This is a genomic window from Pseudomonas sp. G.S.17 (assembly GCF_038096165.1).
Classification (GTDB): Bacteria; Pseudomonadota; Gammaproteobacteria; order Pseudomonadales; family Pseudomonadaceae; genus Aquipseudomonas.
The window spans coordinates 111,495-130,770 of the sequence record NZ_CP151076.1; the positions used below are offsets into that span (position 1 = coordinate 111,495).

Here is a 19,276-nt window from a genome sequence, read left to right on the forward strand (position 1 = left end):
CGCACCAAAACGGACCTGGCGACTAGTTGCCCGCATCATTAAGGTGCGTGCGGATTAGTTAAAATCGGTTTTCCCCCCTATAAAGAGCGTGTTTGACGCAAAAAACCCAACACGGGGCACTGGCATGCAATTTGCTCCCTTGTGAGGCAGGTTGCCTTAGCCGAGTATTCGCGCCGGCATCACCCAAATTCTAAGGGCCTAAACCATAAAACGGCCCGAAGCCACCCGGAGGACACCATGTCGAAGTCGGTTCAACTCATCAAAGATCATGACGTTAAGTGGATTGATCTGCGCTTCACGGACACCAAAGGCACTCAGCATCACGTGACCATGCCGGCTCGCGACGCGCTGGATGAAGATTTCTTTGAAATCGGCAAAATGTTCGACGGCTCCTCCATTGCTGGCTGGAAAGGCATCGAAGCTTCCGACATGATCCTGATGCCGGACGACAGCACAGCCGTGCTTGACCCGTTCACCGAAGAGCCAACCATCATCCTGGTTTGCGACATCATCGAACCTTCGACCATGCAAGGCTATGACCGTGACCCACGCGCCATCGCTCACCGTGCCGAGGAATACCTGAAGTCCACCGGTATCGGCGACACCGTATTTGTTGGTCCGGAACCAGAATTCTTCATCTTCGACGAAGTGAAGTTCAAGTCCGACATCTCTGGCTCCATGTTCAAGATCTTCTCCGAACAAGGTTCGTGGATGTCTGACCAGGACGTCGAAGGCGGCAACAAAGGCCACCGTCCAGGCGTGAAAGGCGGCTACTTCCCGGTTCCGCCGTTCGACCATGACCACGAAATCCGTACCTCCATGTGTAATGCCATGGAAGAAATGGGTCTGGTCATCGAAGTTCACCACCACGAAGTGGCGACTGCCGGTCAGAACGAAATCGGCGTCAAGTTCAACACGCTGGTCAAGAAGGCTGACGAAGTTCAGACCCTCAAGTACTGCGTACACAACGTTGCCGACGCTTACGGCCGCACCGCTACCTTCATGCCTAAGCCTTTGTACGGCGATAACGGTTCGGGTATGCACGTTCACATGTCCATCTCCAAAGATGGCAAGAACACCTTCGCTGGTGAAGGTTATGCCGGCCTGTCCGACACCGCCCTGTTCTTCATCGGCGGCATCATCAAGCACGGTAAGGCACTGAACGGCTTCACCAACCCGTCGACCAACTCCTACAAGCGTCTGGTCCCAGGTTTCGAAGCTCCGGTAATGCTGGCCTACTCGGCTCGTAACCGTTCCGCTTCCATCCGTATTCCTTACGTGTCGAGCCCTAAAGCTCGCCGTATCGAAGCGCGCTTCCCGGATCCAGCAGCCAACCCGTACCTGGGCTTCGCTGCACTGTTGATGGCTGGCCTGGACGGCATCCAGAACAAGATCCACCCTGGCGACGCAGCTGACAAAAACCTGTATGACCTGCCGCCTGAAGAGGCCAAAGAGATCCCACAAGTTTGCGGCAGCCTGAAAGAAGCCCTGGAAGAGCTGGACAAAGGTCGTGCGTTCCTGACCAAAGGCGGCGTTTTCAGCGACGACTTCATCGACGCTTACATCGCTCTGAAAAGCGAAGAAGAAATCAAAGTTCGCACCTTTGTACACCCACTGGAATACGAGCTGTACTACAGCTGCTGATCCAGTCACGTCAGCGGTTTTGACGTAACAAGAGGCCTCCTTCGGGAGGCCTTTTTTATGGTGCGCCAGGCATGGCGCGTAGCGCCGTGACTGGCGCTGTTTAGCTCACTGTGGTGGTGAGCCAAACGACTTGGAGGTGAAAGTCCTCTACACACCCGGCAAGGGGAAGTGTTAGCCAGAGGCAAGGGTGTCGCGGGTGACTGCGAATCTGAAGGAAGCCCGAGGCAAAATGCTGGCCTGACGAACAGGAAGCGGATGAGGCGGCACAGTGGGGTAAGACGGCCATAATCGTCAAAGCCCAATACTTGCACGGAACGCTGTGACGTATATCCGACAGGCATAAGCAGGAAGGTCGCGCGAATTACCCTGGGAGATCTGCATGCTTGCCACTGTGCTACCGAGCGCCGAGAGGCGACGGGATGAGTGTGCAGAAGTCAGCTGAAGCCGTAGTAATCGCCGTAACCGGGCCGATGAAGGGCCGAACAGGTTATGCCGCCAGTAGACGTCAGAGTCTCGTCGAATGTCCGAAAAGCAGAAATCTCTCGACAAGAGGGCTGTAACCCCAAGTTCTGGACAGAATCCAGGGCTTGCGGCTGGCAGTGCGCAGGCATCGGCGGCGTCTGTGACGTGGACGAACGCGGAGCCGGACACGCTGATGGAGCGGGTGCTTGCACCCGCCAACCTGCGGCGTGCGTATCAACGCGTGGTCAGCAACAAGGGCGCACCGGGTGCCGACGGCATGACGGTGGAGCAACTGGCGGACTACACGAATCAGTATTGGCCGATCCTCAAGGCTCGGTTGCTGGCCGGCGAGTATCACCCGCAAGGTGTGCGCGCCGTCGAAATCCCTAAACCCAAAGGTGGAACACGGCAGCTAGGCATCCCCTGTGTCGTGGACCGTCTGATCCAACAGGCTTTGCTACAGCAGCTCACGCCGATTTTCGATCCTCTGTTCTCGGATTACAGCTACGGTTTTCGTCCGGGTAGAAGCGCTCATCAAGCCATCGAAACAGCCCGTGCCCATGTGGCGGCGGGTCACCGCTGGTGCGTGGAGCTCGATCTGGAGAAGTTCTTTGATCGGGTCAATCACGATGTATTGATGGCCTACGTCGAGCGTCAAGTCGAAGACAAGCAAGTGCTCAGGCTGATCCGCCGCTACCTCGAGGCTGGAGTCATGTCGGGCGGGATCGTCAGCCGACGGCAGGAGGGGACGCCGCAAGGCGGCCCGCTCTCGCCGTTGCTGTCGAACATCCTGCTCAACGAACTTGACCGTGAGCTGGAGCGACGGGGTCATCGCTTCGTGCGGTATGCCGATGATGCGAACATTTATGTGCGTAGCCGTCGTGCTGGCGAACGGGTGTTGGCCGGGGTTGAGCGCTTCCTGAATCAGCGGCTGAAACTAGCGCTGAATCGGAAGAAGAGCCGTGTGGCGCGGCCCTGGGTCTGTGATTACTTGGGTTATGGGATGAGCTGGCATAAACAGCCGAGGCTGAAAGTGGCGTCGATGAGCCTAAATCGCTTGCGCGACCGGCTCAAAGAGCTGCTGCAAGGCGCACAGGGTTGCAAGATGGCTACGATCATCGAGCGAATCAACCCGGTGTTGCGCGGTTGGGCAGGCTATTTCAAGTTCAGCCAGAGCAGGAAACCACTTGAGGAACTGGACGGCTGGGTCCGACGCAGACTTCGATGCGTCCTATGGCGTCAATGGAAGTGGCCCTCAACGAGGGCGCGCAGCCTGATACGCCTGGGACTCAAAGAAGAGCGGGCTTGCAAATCAGCGTTCAATGGCCGTGGCCCATGGTGGAACTCGGGAGCGTCACATATGAATCAGGCGCTGCCGAAGAAGCTGTGGGATCGGCTTGGGCTGGTCTCGATACTGGATACGATCAACGGTTTATCCGCATAACCTGAACCGCCGTATACGGAACCGTACGTACGGTGGTGTGAGAGGACGGCGGCTGTGAGGCCGCCTCCTACTCGATAGCCGGTTTTCTGGTTGACTACCCGGCCCTGTGCGCAAACCGCTCGAGTGCGCGCTAGCAGCGCAACGCTTGGATCCACAAAAACAACGTAGAGATCAACCGATGCCCAACGCCAGCAAAATGGTCCGACGCCTTCTTCTTCCCGTATGCATCGTCAGTATCGGCGCGTGCACCTCAAATCTTCCGACTTCGCCGCCGCCTCCCGCAGCACTGGCGCCCTTGCTTGGCAGCATCGGCGAGCGGCTGACCATCGCCGATCAGGTTGCGCTGACCAAATGGGACAGCGGCAAACCGATTCAGGACAGCCCGCGCGAGCAGCAAGTCATTGCCGCCGCAGCCAAGCTTGCACCGAGCTACAAGCTCGATGGCGATGAAGTCAGCCAATTCCTGGCGGCCCAGATCGAAGCGAACAAGCTGGTGCAATACGCGCTGCTTGCCAACTGGCACGCGGCCGGCAAGGCTCCCGACAGTCCAAGGCCGGACCTGACCAAACAGATCCGCCCGAAACTTGATCAGTTGCAAATCCAGCTGCTGCAAAATTACGCGGCGTTTGCCCCTTACCGACGCGATCCTGACTGCCCGAACTGGTTGGGCCAGCAACGCGCACGGCAGGCCAGGGACTCGATTCATGATCTGGCCCTGGTGCGGGCAACCGGGGAACTGTGCATCAAGAGCCAATGAGCATCGCATTCATTAATCAGCCTGCGCTGAACAGCGTCGAAGCCTCAGCAATGTTGCCGTAGTAAAGAGGCCTTCTTCACGAGGCCTTTTTAATGCTCGCTGAAAATCAGTATCCCAATGTGGTATCCGGTTACCGCACTCACCTCCGGCCTTTTTGACATCCTTCGCGCTTCGCGCACCTGCTCGATACCGAGGGATGCAATGAGCCGCCTTCGGGCAGGCTCCAACAAACAAAGGAATGCTCCGGATATGTTCAAAAAAGCGCTCGTTGTTCTTGGCATACTGTTAACCACCACCGCCTGTAACGCACAGCCAGGCGAGCTTGAATCAACGGTACTGCTCAAATCGACCACTTCCTGGGACGGCACGGCCTATAAGGCCTACCCCGCCGGCCAGCCGGAATTGACCCTGCTGAAAATCAACATACCTGCGAAAACCACCCTGAACTGGCACAAACACCTGATTCCCAATGCCGCTTATGTGGCCTCGGGCGAGCTGGAAGTCGAAACACAGGACGGCAGCAAATCAATCCGCCTGAAACAGGGTGACACCCTGGCAGAATTGGTGGATACCATGCATCGCGGCAAGACCGGCGATAGTCCGGTGGAACTCATTGTGTTCTATGCTGGCACTCCGGGCGTCGCGCTGTCGGAGTAACCGCGCAAGCCATTGTCATCGGAGTGTTCATGCGTCGAAGTCTTATCTGTCTGCTGCTGTTGATCGCCTTGCCTGCGGTGGCGCAGATCTACAAATACACCGATGCCAACGGCAACACCGCGTTTACCAATCAGCCTCCGGATGGCATCAAGGCCGAGGTCGTCGAGTTGCCGCCGCTGAACAGCGTGGAAACGCCGAAGCCGTCGAGCCCGGTGCAGAATCAACCAAGCGAGTCGCGCGCTACCTCTTCTCAGCCTGAGGCGGCCTATCAGGTGCTTGAGCTGACCGATCTACCCGCTGGCGAAGCGTTGCGCGCCAACAATGGCACTTTCACTGTTGGCGTAATGATCCAGCCACGTTTGGCGCCGGGCCATCAACTGCAATTGCTGGTGGATGGCAATCCGTATGGCCAACCGGGCAATGTTCCGCGGCTGCAGGTGGTCAATCTCGACCGCGGCGAACACAGCTTCGCGGTCATCGTGCGCGATCAACAAGGCATCGTTCAGCAAAGTCCGACCGTGACCCTCACCGTGCAGCGAGTCCATGTCGGCAAGCCTTGAGTCGCGCGTGATGCGCTGCGCAGTGTTCTGGCTGTTGCTGTTGATCGGCTTGCCGGCAATGGCGGACGTCTACACCTATATCGACGCTGAGGGGAATCGCGTCTTCACCGACCAGCCTCGCAAAAATGCCAAGCGGGTGGAGATCCTGCCTAGCAACAGCACCACCGGCGCACCACCCAGGCGTGCGGTACAAGCCAGTCCTGCCAAACCCAAGGCAAAGGCGATGTTTCGTTACGAACTGCTGCGGATCCTGGTGCCTGAACCCGACGCCACGGTGCGCAGCGCTCAAGGCGAATTGATCGTCAGCGTCACCAGCGACCCGGCGCTGCAGCCGGGTCACGGTTATCGATTGCTGGTGGATGGCAAACCGTACGCCGATTCCGGACGCAGCCCGGTCTTTCCCCTGAGCAATCTCGACCGAGGTACGCATCAACTTTCGGTGGAAATTGTCGACGAAACGGGCCGGGTTCTGGAGCGAACGCCTAACCAACCTTTCCACATGCAGCGCATCTCCTTGGCCCAGAAGCGTCTGGCGCAGCCCTGCAAGGCTGACGACTACGGCGTGCGTCCTGAATGCCCTCTAAGCACCAAGCCTGAAGAACAAAGCAGTTTCCTGCCTTTTTTCTGAGTCCAACGGGACGCTTTAGCGGCTAGGCTCCGTTTTGGTGCAATAAATTGTCAGCCTGCGGTGGCTTGAGCCCATTTTGGGTCGAAAAAAGCCCGCACCTGTGACCAAAAGCAGACCTCTGTCCAAAAAAAGCCCGGATTTGCAGATTAAACGCTTCTTTTCGGAGCCTTGGTTTGGTTTTTGCAACTTCCCCGTAACAGCATCCTTATCTGCACTGTGCGCGAGCGTATCAGTGGTTTTGCCAACGCTGGAGAAGACCAACCAGTGCCTGCGATACCGGGCTTGCCTGGGTTGCAATGTGCCAAAAGAGGTCAAAGACTTTCATGACTATCAGCGACGCGCTGCACCGTTTGTTACTGGATAACCTGACCACTGCCACCATTCTGCTCAATGCCGACTTGCGCCTTGAGTACATGAACCCCGCAGCGGAAATGCTGCTGGCCATCAGCGGTCAACGCAGCCATGGGCAATTCATCAGTGAATTGTTCACCGAATCGGCAGAAGCCTTGAGCTCGCTGCGTCAGGCCGTGGAGCAAGCGCACCCGTTCACCAAGCGCGAGGCGATGCTGACTGCACTCACGGGTCAGACATTGACGGTTGATTACGCGGTCACGCCGATCCTCAGCCAGGGCGAAACCATGCTGCTGCTGGAAGTCCATCCTCGTGACCGCCTGCTGCGCATCACCAAGGAAGAGGCTCAGCTGTCCAAGCAGGAAACCACCAAGATGCTGGTGCGTGGCCTGGCCCATGAAATCAAGAATCCATTGGGCGGGATTCGTGGCGCGGCCCAGTTACTGGCCCGCGAGCTGCCCGAAGAAAGCCTCAAGGATTACACCAACGTCATTATCGAAGAAGCCGACCGCCTGCGTAATCTGGTGGATCGCATGCTGGGCTCGAACAAACTGCCTTCGCTGGCGATGACCAACGTGCATGAAGTGCTGGAGCGCGTCTGCAGTCTGGTCGACGCGGAAAGCCAGGGTTGCATCACTTTGGTGCGCGACTATGATCCAAGTATTCCCGACGTATTGATCGACCGTGAACAGATGATTCAGGCCGTGCTCAATATCGTGCGCAACGCGATGCAGGCCATCAGCGGGCAGAACGAGCTGCGCCTGGGCCGCATCAGTCTGCGCACCCGCGCCATGCGTCAATTCACCATCGGTCATGTTCGTCATCGGCTGGTGGCCAAGATTGAAATCATCGACAACGGCCCCGGTATTCCGGCCGAGCTTCAGGAAACCATTTTCTACCCGATGGTCAGCGGCCGTCCCGACGGCACCGGGCTCGGACTTGCCATTACCCAGAACATAATTAGTCAGCACCAAGGACTGATCGAGTGTGACAGCCATCCTGGCCACACCACGTTTTCGATCTTCCTGCCGCTGGAACAAGGAGCAGCTTCGACATGAGCCGTAGTGAAACTGTCTGGATCGTCGACGACGATCGTTCCATCCGTTGGGTATTGGAAAAGGCCTTGCAACAGGAAGGCATGACCACGCAAAGCTTCGACAGCGCCGACGGCGTGATGAGCCGCCTGGCCCGTCAGCAACCGGACGTCATCATTTCCGATATCCGCATGCCCGGCGCCAGTGGTCTGGATCTGCTGGCGCGGATTCGCGAACAGCACCCGCGCTTGCCTGTCATCATCATGACCGCCCACTCCGACCTCGATAGCGCCGTGGCGTCCTATCAAGGTGGTGCGTTCGAGTACTTACCCAAGCCATTTGACGTCGATGAAGCGGTGTCTCTGGTCAAGCGCGCCAACCAGCATGCCCAGGAACAGCAAGGCATAAACGTTGCACCGACCCTGACGCGCACTCCGGAAATCATTGGCGAAGCGCCAGCGATGCAGGAAGTGTTTCGCGCCATTGGCCGCTTGAGCCACTCGAACATCACCGTGTTGATCAATGGCGAATCGGGTACCGGCAAAGAGCTGGTTGCCCACGCCTTGCACCGCCACAGCCCGCGTTCGGCTTCGCCGTTCATTGCCTTGAACATGGCGGCGATTCCTAAAGACTTGATGGAATCCGAACTGTTTGGCCACGAGAAAGGCGCATTTACCGGCGCGGCCAACCTGCGTCGCGGCCGTTTCGAGCAAGCCGATGGCGGCACGCTGTTCCTCGATGAGATCGGCGACATGCCAGCCGACACCCAAACGCGCTTGCTGCGGGTTCTGGCGGATGGCGAGTTCTATCGTGTTGGCGGTCATACGCCAGTCAAGGTCGACGTACGAATCATCGCCGCGACTCACCAGAATCTGGAAACCCTGGTGCAAGCGGGCAAATTCCGTGAAGACTTGTTCCACCGTCTGAACGTGATCCGCATTCACATCCCGCGCATGTCCGACCGTCGCGAAGACATTCCCACGCTGGCCAAGCACTTCCTGAGTCGTGCCGCCCAGGAACTGGCAGTCGAGCCGAAACTGCTAAAGCCGGAAACCGAGGAATACCTCAAGCATCTGCCATGGCCGGGTAACGTTCGTCAGCTGGAAAACACCTGCCGCTGGATTACCGTCATGGCATCCGGCCGTGAAGTGCACATCAGCGACTTGCCGCCTGAACTGCTGAGCCTGCCGCAAGACGCCGCGCCCGTCACCAACTGGGAACAAGCGCTGCGTCAATGGGCCGACCAGGCACTGGCTCGCGGCCAGTCCAGCCTGCTCGACAGCGCCGTGCCGACCTTCGAACGCATCATGATCGAAACCGCCCTCAAGCACACCGCCGGTCGCCGTCGCGACGCCGCCGTGCTGCTGGGCTGGGGCCGCAACACCTTGACTCGCAAGATCAAGGAACTGGGCATGAAGATCGATGGCGGGGATGACGACGAGGGTGATGAGGGCTGATCAAAAGCCGATGAAGGCCTGCTGTAGGACCGGCTTTAGCCGGGAGGGCAATTGATGCTCTCGCGACTGTAGGACCGGCTTTAGCCGGGAGGGCAATTGACGCTCTCGCTAAAGTCGCTCCTACGGCGGATTCGCTGCTTATCGCACCAAATGCAAAAACTGCATATGACGTTCGTACTGGTCAAGAATGTCGTTGATGACCTGCTCCTTGGTGTAACCCACCAGATCGTAATCCTGGCTGCCTTCACTCAAGTGAACCTCGGCGCGATAGTAGCGACGATTATTCAGCTGCTTGGAACCCATGCCACCGCGCGCGAACGACGGGGTGAAGAAGCCCTTCATCATCACCTGATAAATGAACGGTCGTTCTTCGCCGTGGCCGATTTCCAGACTCACGCTGTCGTTGGCCGGATCAGGCTGAGCAACCACATTCAGGCCCTTCTCGGCGAACACGTTGGTCACGTCCTCGATGGCCGGACGCACCGTCTGCTCAAGAAAGCGATACACCTCGTCCCGTGACGGGTAATGCACCGCCTGACTCAGGCGCTGACGCCAGCCGCCGCGTCGCGCACCGGATGCCGGAGCCAGCGAATACAGCTGGGCAATCTGTCGCTGGGACTCCATGAAGAACGCTTTGTGCAGCCCCCACATCATCAGCAACAGAATCAGCGAGAACGGCAGCGAAGTCAGCACCACCGCAGATTTCAGCGCATCGATACTGCCTGAGAACAACAGGCCGCTGGTAATCAGCGCCGTCGCGACGCCCCAGAAAACCCGCAGCCATTTCGGACCGTCTTCATCAGGATTGCCGCCTTTGGCCGACAAGGTTGAGAGCACCACCGTGCCCGAATCTGCCGAGGTCACGAAGAACACGAAACTGATGAACACCGTCACCGCGATGACAGTTTTGCTCCACGGGTAGGTTTCCAGCAGCAGATACAGGGTCATCGACGGGTCATCGATCGCCGATTGCCCCAAGGCAACCATGCCGTGATTGATCACCTGATCGATAGCGCTGTTGCCGAAAATCGACATCCACGCCAAGGTGAAGCCCAGCGGAATCAGCAGTACGCCGAAGACGAATTCACGAATGGTCCGGCCACGGGAAATACGCGCGATGAACAAGCCCACAAACGGCGACCAGGCAATCCACCAGGCCCAGTAGAACACTGTCCAGCCGCCCAGCCAGTCACTCGGCTTGTTATAGGCGTAGACATCGAAACTCTTGGTCGGCAGCGCGCCCAGATAATCCCCGATGTTCTGCACCAGGGTATTCAGCAAATGCTGCGTTGGCCCGGCAAACAGCACAAACAGCAGCAGCGCGCAGGCCAGCAACATGTTGATGTCGGACATGACGCGCACGCCCTTATCGACACCGGCAATCGCCACCAGAATCGCCGCGCCCATCATCAGCGTGATCAACCCGACCTGAATCCATTGGGTATGCGGCACGTCGAACAGATAATCCAGGCCAGAGTTCAGGTGCAACACGCCAAAGCCCATATCGGCACCGAGGCCGAAGATGGTTGCAATGATGCCGAAGCCATCCACCGCATAGCCGATGGGTCCATTGATGCGCTTGCCGATCAGCGGATACAGCGCCGAACGCAGGGCCAGCGGCAAATTATGCCGATATGCGAAATACGCCAGCGCCATGCCGACGAAGGCGAACACACCCCAGCCATGCAGACCCCAGTGCAGAAACAGCAACTGCATCGCCTGCCGCGCCGACTCAGTCGTCCCGCCTTCGCCTTGCGGCGGTTGCAGCATGTGCGTCAGCGGTTCGGAAACACAGAAGAAGAACAGCGTGATGCTGATCCCGGCGGCGAACAACATCCCGGCCCAGGACAGATAACTGAACTCGGGCTCGTCGTGGTCGGCACCGAGCTTGATCTTGCCGTAGCCAGACAAGGCGGTGACCACCACGAAGACCAGATACAAAGTCATCGCCAGCATGTAGTACCAGCCGACCGTATTGGCCGCCCAGTTCTGTGCCGCCTGTAACCATTGGCCGGCAGCCTCAGGAAACGCGATAACAACCACGCCGAAAATCAGAATAAAAGACGCCGCGAAATAAAATACCGGCGGATTCATACGGACCGAACCGCTGGATTGCGTAGCAGAAGTGCTCATGAAAACTGCACCTTCAAATGAAGGAAAACAGCAGCAAAAAACGGGTTCAGCAAGGGTAAGCCTCCTGTTGTAAGCGGGCAGCGAACCACCGATTTATATTGAACGAGCGTTCAATTAAAACACGAAAGCACCCGCAGGGACTAATCGCAGGCCGATGGAGACCAGCTCAAGGGAGGTTATGACGCCGGGTTTAGGGGGTTCGTTCCCTGCCAAAAAATCGGTTGATGAATCGATTCAGTAGAACCACTTCCATTCCTCCTCGCGAAATTCGGCGTTGGGCATCAGGATTTTTAAAAGTGCTGCAACTTCGTCGATTTTGCGTTTTTCGACGTGGATTTCGAAGCCGGCCATGGTGTTGTTCAGGTAGCTGGGGACGATCATCTTTCTTTTTCGGTCGATAAAGACAAGGTCGTAGCGTGACCATTTTTTGGTGCGTTGCCTGACCGGATTTTCGAACGTCATCAGTTTTGAAGAAGCCGCAAACGCCATCGCACCAGGGCCGGCGAGCATCCAGATAAAGCTAGGTTCCATGGCAATCATCGTAAGAACCGCGACAAAGAAGGTGATTGCGATGCCTTTGAAAATGTATGGCGTAAAGCTTGCGTAGTCCTGCCAATCTTCAACATGCGCGCCGTCTTCGGTCAGGATGTAGCTATATATCGTTTTTTTTCTGGCAACTACTAACCAGAGAAAAAGTAGCAGCAACATGGGAAATGCACTTTGGCTAGCGATGAAATTGCCTTCTGCCTCATCTTCATAAAATAGTAGTCCTGCAAGGAAAAAGCCAACTGGTATAGATGTCATCATTCCTAGAGCTATATCAATCATTCGCATTGGATGCGGATGCGCCTTGACCATCCAACCCGTAATTTCCGCACCTTCAAGAGCTTCGCGAGTCAGCACTTTCGACGTGCTATCAGTTGCGAGCCTAACTTCATCAACATTCTCACTGTCACTCATAACAACGCCCCTCTTCATAATCCACATCCGACGGTGCGTAAAATTTCGCGAGCGCAAGAAATTCGTCAAGCCGGTCTTTTGGAAGAAAAGTTTGAAAATAAAGATAGTTTTCTTCAAAGGGAATATCGGGATCATAGCGCCGCTGAAGAACAATAAGTCCTCTCTTTCTATCGACGAGTATGAGGTGAGGTCTATCCCACTTAAAACTGCTGTGGCTGATTTCATTTTCCCAATTCAGCCACTCCCTTGCTGCAGCGACGGCAATTCCTGCGGGCCCGGCGAGGGCCCAAATGAAAAAGGGGTCCAGAGCGATCAATGTCAGGACGACAACAAAAGACAAGACGGCAATACCCTTGAAAGCATGACCTGTATATTTTGAGTGATCTAACCAATACTCAACATCGCCACCGTTTTTGGTAATGCGATAATTGAAAACTGTTTTTTTTCTTGCGCCTATATAAGAATATACTAAAAGCAAAGAAATAAAACACAGGATCCAGTTGTGTTCTCTCGGAAAATTTCGCTTTCATGAAACTGTCCATATAGATAAAGCATACCTACCATAACTCCGAATGTACCGAACATAGCATCAACGGGAAATACGAGATGGGGGTGAGCTTTGATTCTCCACGCCATAACCTCTGCTCCTTGAAAGAGCTCAACATCGGCCAACTGAGGGTCATTTTCTGATGGCTCTGGTTGAAGAACTGCGCCACTATCATCGCTCGCCATAGTTTATTTCCTTATGACGAGATCAAACTGAGCGTCAATCACCACTTCCACTGCTCCTCGCGAAACTCGGCGTTGGGTATGAGGGTTTTCAGAAGGGCGACGACTTCGTCGATTTTGCGTTTTTCGACGTGGATTTCGAAGCCGGCCATTGCGTTGTTCTGGTAGCTGGTGACGATCATTTTTCTTTTTCGGTCAATAAAAACAAGGTCGTAGCGTGACCATTTTTTGGTGCGTTGCCTGACCGGATTTTCGAACGTCATCAGTTTTGAAGAAGCCGCAAACGCCATCGCACCAGGGCCGGCGAGCATCCATATGAAGCTTGGCTCCATGGCGATCATTGTCAGGACCGCGACAAAAAAGGTGATTGCGATACCTTTGAAAATGTATGGTGTAAAACTTGCGTAGTCTTGCCAATCTTCAACATGCGCGCCGTCTTCGGTCAGGATGTAGCTATATATCGTTTTTTTTCTGGCGATTACTAGCCAGAAAAAAAGCAGCAAGATTAGAACAAAAATACATGAGCCCTGATAAAGCCCCCTGCTACTTTCCTCCCCATAAGCATTTATATAGGCATAAAAGCCAATAGGAACAAGACAAAATGCCCCAAAGACTTGGTCGACCAGTCTCATTGGATACGGATGAGCCTTGATTGTCCATTCAGTGATTTTCGCACCGTTAAGGTTTTCGCGAGTTATCAGTTCTGATTTGCTCTCATTTGCGTTGAGACTAACCTCATCAGCGTTCTCGCTGTCACTCATAGCAACGCCCCTCTTTCGTTTTTGGTTGGTAAAGGCAAGGCCATAGCGCGACCATTTTGGGCACGTTGTTCGACCGGATTATCAAAGTAGGAATTCCTGCGACAGATAATCGCGGGGCGCTCAAGGCTAGCTCAAAGGATTTTATGGCGCCGGGTTTAGAGGGTCGGTCCCTGCTGACAAGGTGTTGGATGCACAATTTAGTAAAACCACTCCCATTCCTCCTCGCGAAACTCGGCGTCGGGCATGAGAGTTTTCAAAAGGGCGACGACTTCGTCGATTTTGCGTTTTTCGACATGCATTTCAAAGCCGGCCATGGTGTCGTTTTGGTAGCTTGGGACGACTATTTTCCTTTTTCGATCGATGAAAACCAGGTCGTAGCGCGACCATGTCGTAGAGTGATGTTCGATCTGGTTTTCGAACGTCATTAGTTTTGAGCACGCCGCTAGCCCTATTGCACCGGGACCGGCCAACATCCATATGAAACTGGGGTCAATCAAGATCATTGTCAGGACCGCGACAGAGAAAATAATCGCGATGCCTTTAAAGATGTGCCCAGTGTATTTTGAGTAGTCAAGCCAGCGTTCAACTTTTCCACCGCTTTCAGAAATAATATAGTTGAACACTGTTTTTCTTCTGAAATCTTTAAAAAAATAGAGCAAAGTCAAATACCCGAAAATGCTCATCACCGTTATAATTTCTTTTATACTTTCGTCTTCATTAAGAGCTCCAAAAAAATAAAAAATAGTATTCATTGAGCCCATAAATCCGAACATGATATCGACCGGGTATATTGGATAAGGGTGCGCTTTAATCTTCCAGCTCATCATGTCTGGCTCCAGGAGTGACTCATTTCCAAGTAACTGGTGCTCGTCTACTTTAGGCTCAACTTGATAGCCTGCCTCATCATCATTAGTGACCATTGGTTAGTTTCTCCATGACGAAATAATACTCAGCCTCAATCACCACTTCCACTCCTCCTCGCGAAACTCGGCGTTAGGCAAGAGGGTTCTCAAAAGGGCGACGACTTCGTCGATTGTGCGTTTTTCGACGTGGATTTCGAAGCTAGCCATAGTGTTGTGCTGGTAGCTGGTGACGATCATTTTTCTTTTCCGGTCAATAAAAACAAGGTCGTAGCGTGCCCATTTTTTGGTGCGTTGCCTGACCGGGTTTTCGAACGTCATCAGTTTTGAAGAAGCCGCAAATGCCATCGCACCAAGGCCGACCAGCATCCAAATAAAGCTGGGCTCCATGGCAACCATCGTCAGAACCGCGACAAAAAAGGTGATTGCGATACCTTTGAAAATGTATGGTGTAAAACTTGCGTAGTCTTGCCAGTCTTCAACATGCGCGCCGTCTTGGGTAAGGATGTAGCTAGGCGGTTGCAGGAGCTGAGTGCAACACAGTTATTGAATTGAAGACGGGGCTGGATGATGCATACCCATGACCTCGGTAATCACTTCAATCGGGCATTTAAAACCGAATCGCTTACGAGGGCGAATATTCATTTGATAAGAAATGGCATCCAACTCTTCCTGAGTGTGTCTCGACAGATCCGTACCCTTGGGCAGGTACTGGCGAATCAGGCCGTTGATGTTCTCATTACTGCCGCGCTGCCAAGGGCTATGCGGGTCACAAAAGTAAATTGCCACACCGGTTTTTTGCGTGATCTCAGCGTGTTTAGCCATTTCCCGGCCTTGGTCATAGGTCATGCTTTTACGCACCGCCAACGGCATGCTGTTCAGCGCCGCGCTAAACCCCTCCACCGCCGAAGTGGCGGTGGCATCGCGCATTTTTACCAGGATCAAATACCCGCTGGTCCGTTCGACGAGGGTGCCAACGGCCGACCCATTGTCCTTGCCTTTGATCAAATCGCCTTCCCAGTGGCCGGGCATCTGCCGGTCTTCGATTTCCGGTGGACGCACGTGGATGCTGACCATTTCGGGGAGCTGCCCACGCCGGTCAACACCGCCGGAGCGAGGTCTTCGCGTACTTTTCCCTTGGCGAAGGCACTGAATCAACTCCTTGCGCAATTGCCCTACAGGCAGCGCATAGATGGCGTTGTAGATGGTTTCACGGCAAACGTAGGCTTCTTCAAAGTTCATTTTCATAAGCCGCAGCTTGCCCGCGATTTGCTCAGGAGAAAAGCGCTCTCGGAGCAAGTGGATAACCAACTCGAAGCGATCGTTGCCCACCACCAGCTTTCTGGAAGGGCGACAGACTTTGCGCCTCTCACGGGTGTGAGTTTGTGCAGCAAGCGCGGCATAGCCCGTGCTGGAACATCGATTACGACGAAGCTCCCGGCTAATCGTGGAGGGGCTACGGCCCAGCATCCGGGCGATTTCGCGCTGACTGAGATTCTGGTACTGCCCGACCTGAATCGTGGCGCGTTCTTCAATACTGAGTTCGGTATAAGACATGGCGGCACCTTACCTGAGGTGAGGTGTTGCACTCAGTTTTTGCGGCCGCCCTATATATCGTTTTTTTTCTCGCAACGACTAACCAGAGAAAAAGTAGCAGCAACATGGGAAAAGCACTTTGGCTAGCGATGAAATTGCCTTCTGCCTCATCTTCATAAAATAGTAGTCCGGCAAGGAAAAAGCCAACTGGTATAGATGTCATCGCTCCAAGTGCCAAATCAATTGCGCGCATTGGGTGTGGGTGAGCCTTGACCATCCAGCTCGCAATTTCCGCGCCTTTAAAAGCTTTGCGAGTCAGCACTCGCGACATGCTATCAGTTGAGTCGAGACTAACTTCATTAGCGTTCTCACTGTCACTCACAGCAGCGCCTCTCTTTCGTTTTTGGTTGGTAAAGGCAAGGTCATAGCGCGACCATCTTTGGCGCGTTGTTCGACCGGATTATCAAAATAGGAATTCCCGCGACAGATAATCGCGGGGCGCTCAAGGCTGGCTCAAAGGATTTTATGGCGCCGGGTTTAGAGTGTCGGTCCCTGCTGACAAGGTGTTGGATGAACAATTTAGTAAAACCACTCCCATTCCTCCTCGCGAAACTCGGCGTCGGGCATGAGAGTTTTCAAAAGGGCGACGACTTCGTCGATTTTGCGTTCTTCGACATACATTTCAAAGCCGGCCATGGTGTCGTCCTGGTAGCTCGGGACAATTATTTTTCTTTTTCGGTCGATAAAGACAAGGTCATAGTGTGACCATTTGGTGCCGTAACGACTGACTGGGTTTTCAAACTTCATTAATTGTGAAGAAGCCGCGAATGCCATCGCACCCGGGCCGGCTAGCATCCATATGAAGCTTGGCTCCATGGCGATCATTGTCAGAACCGCGACAAAAAAGGTGATTGCGATACCTTTGAAAAGGTATGGTGTAAAACTAGCGTAGTCTTGCCAATCTTCAACATGCGCGCCGTCTTCGGTAAGGATGTAGCTGTATATCGTTTTTTTTCTGGCGATTACTAGCCAGAAAAAAAGCAGCAAGATTAGAACAAAAATAGATGAGCCCTGATAAAGCCCCCTGCTACTTTCCTCCCCATAAGCATTTATATAGGCATAAAAGCCAATAGGAACAAGACAAAACGCCCCAAAGACTTGGTCGACCAGTCTCATTGGATGCGGATGAGCCTTGATTGTCCAGCTCATAACTGCTGAACTTTCCAGAGGATTGCTAATAAGTTCGGAGGTTGAATTCGTAAATTCAGATTGCCGAGTGTTGTCACTATCTATTCTATCCATACGCCTCAACCTATTATCGGAATGCTTGCAGCTTCTTTGCGACCGCCAAGACTTTCGATTGACAATACGCTGTCATTGCCGTCAAGACTGGAATTGCCCTCTGAAAGTCGGTCGGCATCAAGTTCTACCTGATACAGATATCCCTTGTCGGCGGCTTTTACCGGTAGGATTGAAGCTGGATACCAGATTTGTATTTCCAGATATTGAGCATTGTCGGCAACAGGAACCCAGGTCTGCCATATGACATCCTCGCCTTCCGGCGGGACAGGTCTGTAGGGCGGGTCGTTGTAGCGCATCTGCGTTTTGGTGTCTGAGGTTTTTCCCCAGTCAGCAATAGACTCGGTGGTTCCGTAGCCGATGAAATACTCTTTCAGGCTGTTACCTGAGGCTTCGACCGGCATCATCAAGCCGGGACGACGACTGGCCGTCAGGTTTATCAGGATTACTTTGCTGCGTAAAACTTCAGGAACTCTTAATTGAATCCAGGCGCCGTTCGGTACTTCTCGCGGTGAATAGCCAGTGGGGCCGGTGCTGATGAACTTAGTTTCCATAGTCGATTTTACGAACACCGCGGGACTTAGTTGAATTCTCATAAATAGCTGATTTTCTTCTGCTTCGTCTTGGAATCGCTCCCCAGGGAATCGAGACCATCGGCATTTGTGCAGCCACTTCCCAACTATATCGCGCTTCAAGTAATTAAGGGCGTAGGATGCGAATAAATATACCAGACCAACTATCGCAGTCGCGGCGAGAAACCAAGGATTCATTACCCAAGGAATAAGAAAGCCATGCCCTGCGAGCGCAAAGACACCGGCGACTGTTTGGAATCCCCCTGCAGCGAGCATACCTAAAACTGCATACCACTTGATCGAAATAACCGTTTTATCTAGGGAAACTCTGAAAAAGACTTCCAAATCTGGTGAAATACGCCAGTCCCAAACACTGAACGGTTGAGCCCCGATGAAGCAAATCTCCTTCGCTGACGCCGAATATGCTGGCAAACGCAAACAAACCCGCCGTGAGCGCTTCCTGAACGAGATGGATCAGGTCGTGCCCTGGAATGGCTTGATCAAACTGATCGAACCGCACTATCCGAAGGGCGAAGGTGGTCGTCCGGCCTATCCGTTGATGGCGATGTTGCGGGTTCATTTGATGCAAAACTGGTTCGGTTATAGCGACCCGGCCATGGAAGAATCGCTCTACGAAACCACAATTTTGCGCCAGTTTGCCGGGCTGCATCTGGATCGGATTCCGGACGAAACCACGATCCTCAATTTCCGCCGACTGCTGGAAAAACATGAGTTGGCCGGCGGGATTTTGCAGGTGATCAATGGCTATTTGGGCGACCGTGGTTTGTTGCTGCGCCAAGGCACCGTGGTCGATGCGACGATCATTCATGCGCCGAGTTCGACCAAGAACAAGGACGGAAAACGTGACCCTGAGATGCACCAGACGAAGAAAGGAAATCAATATTTCTTCGGGATGAAATCGCACATCGGTGTCGATGCCGAATCCGGTTTGGTGCATAGCGTAGTGGGCACTGCGGCGAATGTGGCGGACGTAACCCAGGTCGATCAGTTACTGCACGGAGAAGAAACTTACGTCTCTGGCGATGCCGGTTACACCGGCGTCGAAAAGCGTCCCGAGCATCAAGATCGCCAAATGATCTGGTCGATTGCGGCGCGGCCCAGCAGCTATAAAAAGCATGCAAAGAAGAGCCTGATCGGGCGCATGCGTCGCAAAATCGAATACGCGAAAGCTCAGCTGCGTGCCAAGGTTGAGCATCCGTTTCGAGTGATCAAGCGTCAGTTTGGTTATACGAAAGTGCGCTTCCGGGGCCTTGTTAAAAACACCGCACAGCAGACCACGCTGTTTGCGCTGTCGAACCTGTGGATGATGCGAAAACGATTGCTGAATGCAGGAGAGGTGCGTCTGTATTGCGGACAATGAGCGCTGAAAAGCGCTCATACGCAGAAAAAAGGGGAATTAATAGAGGAAAAG

General features: G+C 54.1%; 18 protein-coding genes and 1 pseudogene. 9 read left to right on the forward strand and 10 right to left on the reverse strand.

The window, feature by feature from the left end; all coding sequences use genetic code 11:
- Nucleotides 1–237: 237 nt before the first annotated feature.
- From glnA to ntrC, 8 genes and pseudogenes are all read left to right on the forward strand, one after another.
- On the forward strand, nt 238–1,644 hold the full coding sequence (glnA, locus tag AABC73_RS00530) for a glutamate--ammonia ligase (RefSeq protein WP_020291936.1): 1,407 nt from the start codon (nt 238–240) through the stop codon (nt 1,642–1,644).
- A 489-nt stretch (nt 1,645–2,133) separates the two neighbouring features.
- Nucleotides 2,134–3,550 (forward strand): annotated as a pseudogene (gene ltrA / locus AABC73_RS00535) (group II intron reverse transcriptase/maturase).
- 178 nt (nt 3,551–3,728) lie between these two features.
- A complete protein-coding gene (locus tag AABC73_RS00540; protein ID WP_331151124.1) occupies nt 3,729–4,307 on the forward strand; it encodes a chorismate mutase in 579 nt (192 codons plus the stop codon).
- A gap of 249 nt (nt 4,308–4,556) precedes the next feature.
- Nucleotides 4,557–4,964 carry a cupin domain-containing protein gene (locus tag AABC73_RS00545; RefSeq protein WP_341522009.1) on the forward strand — a complete coding sequence of 136 codons (408 nt, stop codon included), beginning with the start codon at nt 4,557–4,559 and terminating at the stop codon, nt 4,962–4,964.
- 29 nt (nt 4,965–4,993) lie between these two features.
- Entirely contained in the window at nt 4,994–5,524 is a 531-nt protein-coding gene (locus AABC73_RS00550) for a DUF4124 domain-containing protein (RefSeq protein ID WP_341522010.1), read from the forward strand.
- Nucleotides 5,525–5,534: 10 nt separating this feature from the next.
- The gene (locus AABC73_RS00555; protein ID WP_341524361.1) at nt 5,535–6,152 is read left to right on the forward strand and encodes a DUF4124 domain-containing protein; all 618 of its coding nucleotides are present in this window, start codon (nt 5,535–5,537) and stop codon (nt 6,150–6,152) included.
- Nucleotides 6,153–6,475: 323 nt separating this feature from the next.
- Nucleotides 6,476–7,561 carry a nitrogen regulation protein NR(II) gene (gene glnL, locus AABC73_RS00560; RefSeq protein ID WP_065832851.1) on the forward strand — a complete coding sequence of 362 codons (1,086 nt, stop codon included), beginning with the start codon at nt 6,476–6,478 and terminating at the stop codon, nt 7,559–7,561.
- Nucleotides 7,558–8,994 (forward strand): nitrogen regulation protein NR(I), encoded by a 1,437-nt coding sequence (ntrC, locus tag AABC73_RS00565; RefSeq protein ID WP_020291930.1) that lies wholly within the window; start codon nt 7,558–7,560, stop codon nt 8,992–8,994. Before glnL ends, ntrC begins: the two co-directional genes overlap by 4 nt.
- Nucleotides 8,995–9,132: 138 nt before the next feature.
- Here the strand turns inward: ntrC and betT are convergent, their stop codons facing one another.
- From betT to AABC73_RS00615, 10 genes are all read right to left on the reverse strand, one after another.
- Complete coding sequence (betT, locus tag AABC73_RS00570; protein WP_341524362.1) at nt 9,133–11,088, reverse strand: choline transporter BetT; 1,956 nt, start codon at nt 11,086–11,088, stop codon at nt 9,133–9,135.
- Nucleotides 11,089–11,361: 273 nt separating this feature from the next.
- Nucleotides 11,362–12,087 (reverse strand): hypothetical protein, encoded by a 726-nt coding sequence (locus tag AABC73_RS00575; RefSeq protein ID WP_341522011.1) that lies wholly within the window; start codon nt 12,085–12,087, stop codon nt 11,362–11,364.
- Nucleotides 12,080–12,565: a hypothetical protein gene (locus AABC73_RS00580; RefSeq protein ID WP_341522012.1), complete on the reverse strand. Its 486-nt coding sequence runs from the start codon at nt 12,563–12,565 to the stop codon at nt 12,080–12,082. Before AABC73_RS00580 ends, AABC73_RS00575 begins: the two co-directional genes overlap by 8 nt.
- Entirely contained in the window at nt 12,556–12,819 is a 264-nt protein-coding gene (locus AABC73_RS00585; protein WP_341522013.1) for a hypothetical protein, read from the reverse strand. The genes AABC73_RS00580 and AABC73_RS00585 overlap by 10 nt, the downstream gene beginning before the upstream one ends.
- A gap of 38 nt (nt 12,820–12,857) precedes the next feature.
- Complete coding sequence (locus tag AABC73_RS00590) at nt 12,858–13,577, reverse strand: hypothetical protein (RefSeq protein WP_341522014.1); 720 nt, start codon at nt 13,575–13,577, stop codon at nt 12,858–12,860.
- 197 nt (nt 13,578–13,774) lie between these two features.
- Nucleotides 13,775–14,497, reverse strand: coding sequence for a hypothetical protein (locus AABC73_RS00595; RefSeq protein WP_341522015.1), 723 nt, complete (start codon nt 14,495–14,497; stop codon nt 13,775–13,777).
- A 39-nt stretch (nt 14,498–14,536) separates the two neighbouring features.
- A complete protein-coding gene (locus AABC73_RS00600; RefSeq protein WP_341522016.1) occupies nt 14,537–14,827 on the reverse strand; it encodes a hypothetical protein in 291 nt (96 codons plus the stop codon).
- Nucleotides 14,828–14,980: 153 nt separating this feature from the next.
- Nucleotides 14,981–15,994, reverse strand: a complete 1,014-nt coding sequence (locus AABC73_RS00605) for an IS30 family transposase (RefSeq protein ID WP_341522017.1) — start codon at nt 15,992–15,994, stop codon at nt 14,981–14,983.
- Nucleotides 15,995–16,552: 558 nt separating this feature from the next.
- Nucleotides 16,553–17,275, reverse strand: coding sequence for a hypothetical protein (locus AABC73_RS00610; RefSeq protein WP_341522018.1), 723 nt, complete (start codon nt 17,273–17,275; stop codon nt 16,553–16,555).
- A 5-nt stretch (nt 17,276–17,280) separates the two neighbouring features.
- A complete protein-coding gene (locus tag AABC73_RS00615) occupies nt 17,281–18,282 on the reverse strand; it encodes a hypothetical protein (protein WP_341522019.1) in 1,002 nt (333 codons plus the stop codon).
- Here AABC73_RS00615 and AABC73_RS00620 point away from each other — a divergent pair.
- Entirely contained in the window at nt 18,236–19,225 is a 990-nt protein-coding gene (locus AABC73_RS00620; protein WP_341521129.1) for an IS5 family transposase, read from the forward strand. The two genes, AABC73_RS00615 and AABC73_RS00620, sit on opposite strands and share 47 nt — an antisense overlap.
- The last annotated feature ends 51 nt before the right edge of the window (nt 19,226–19,276 follow it).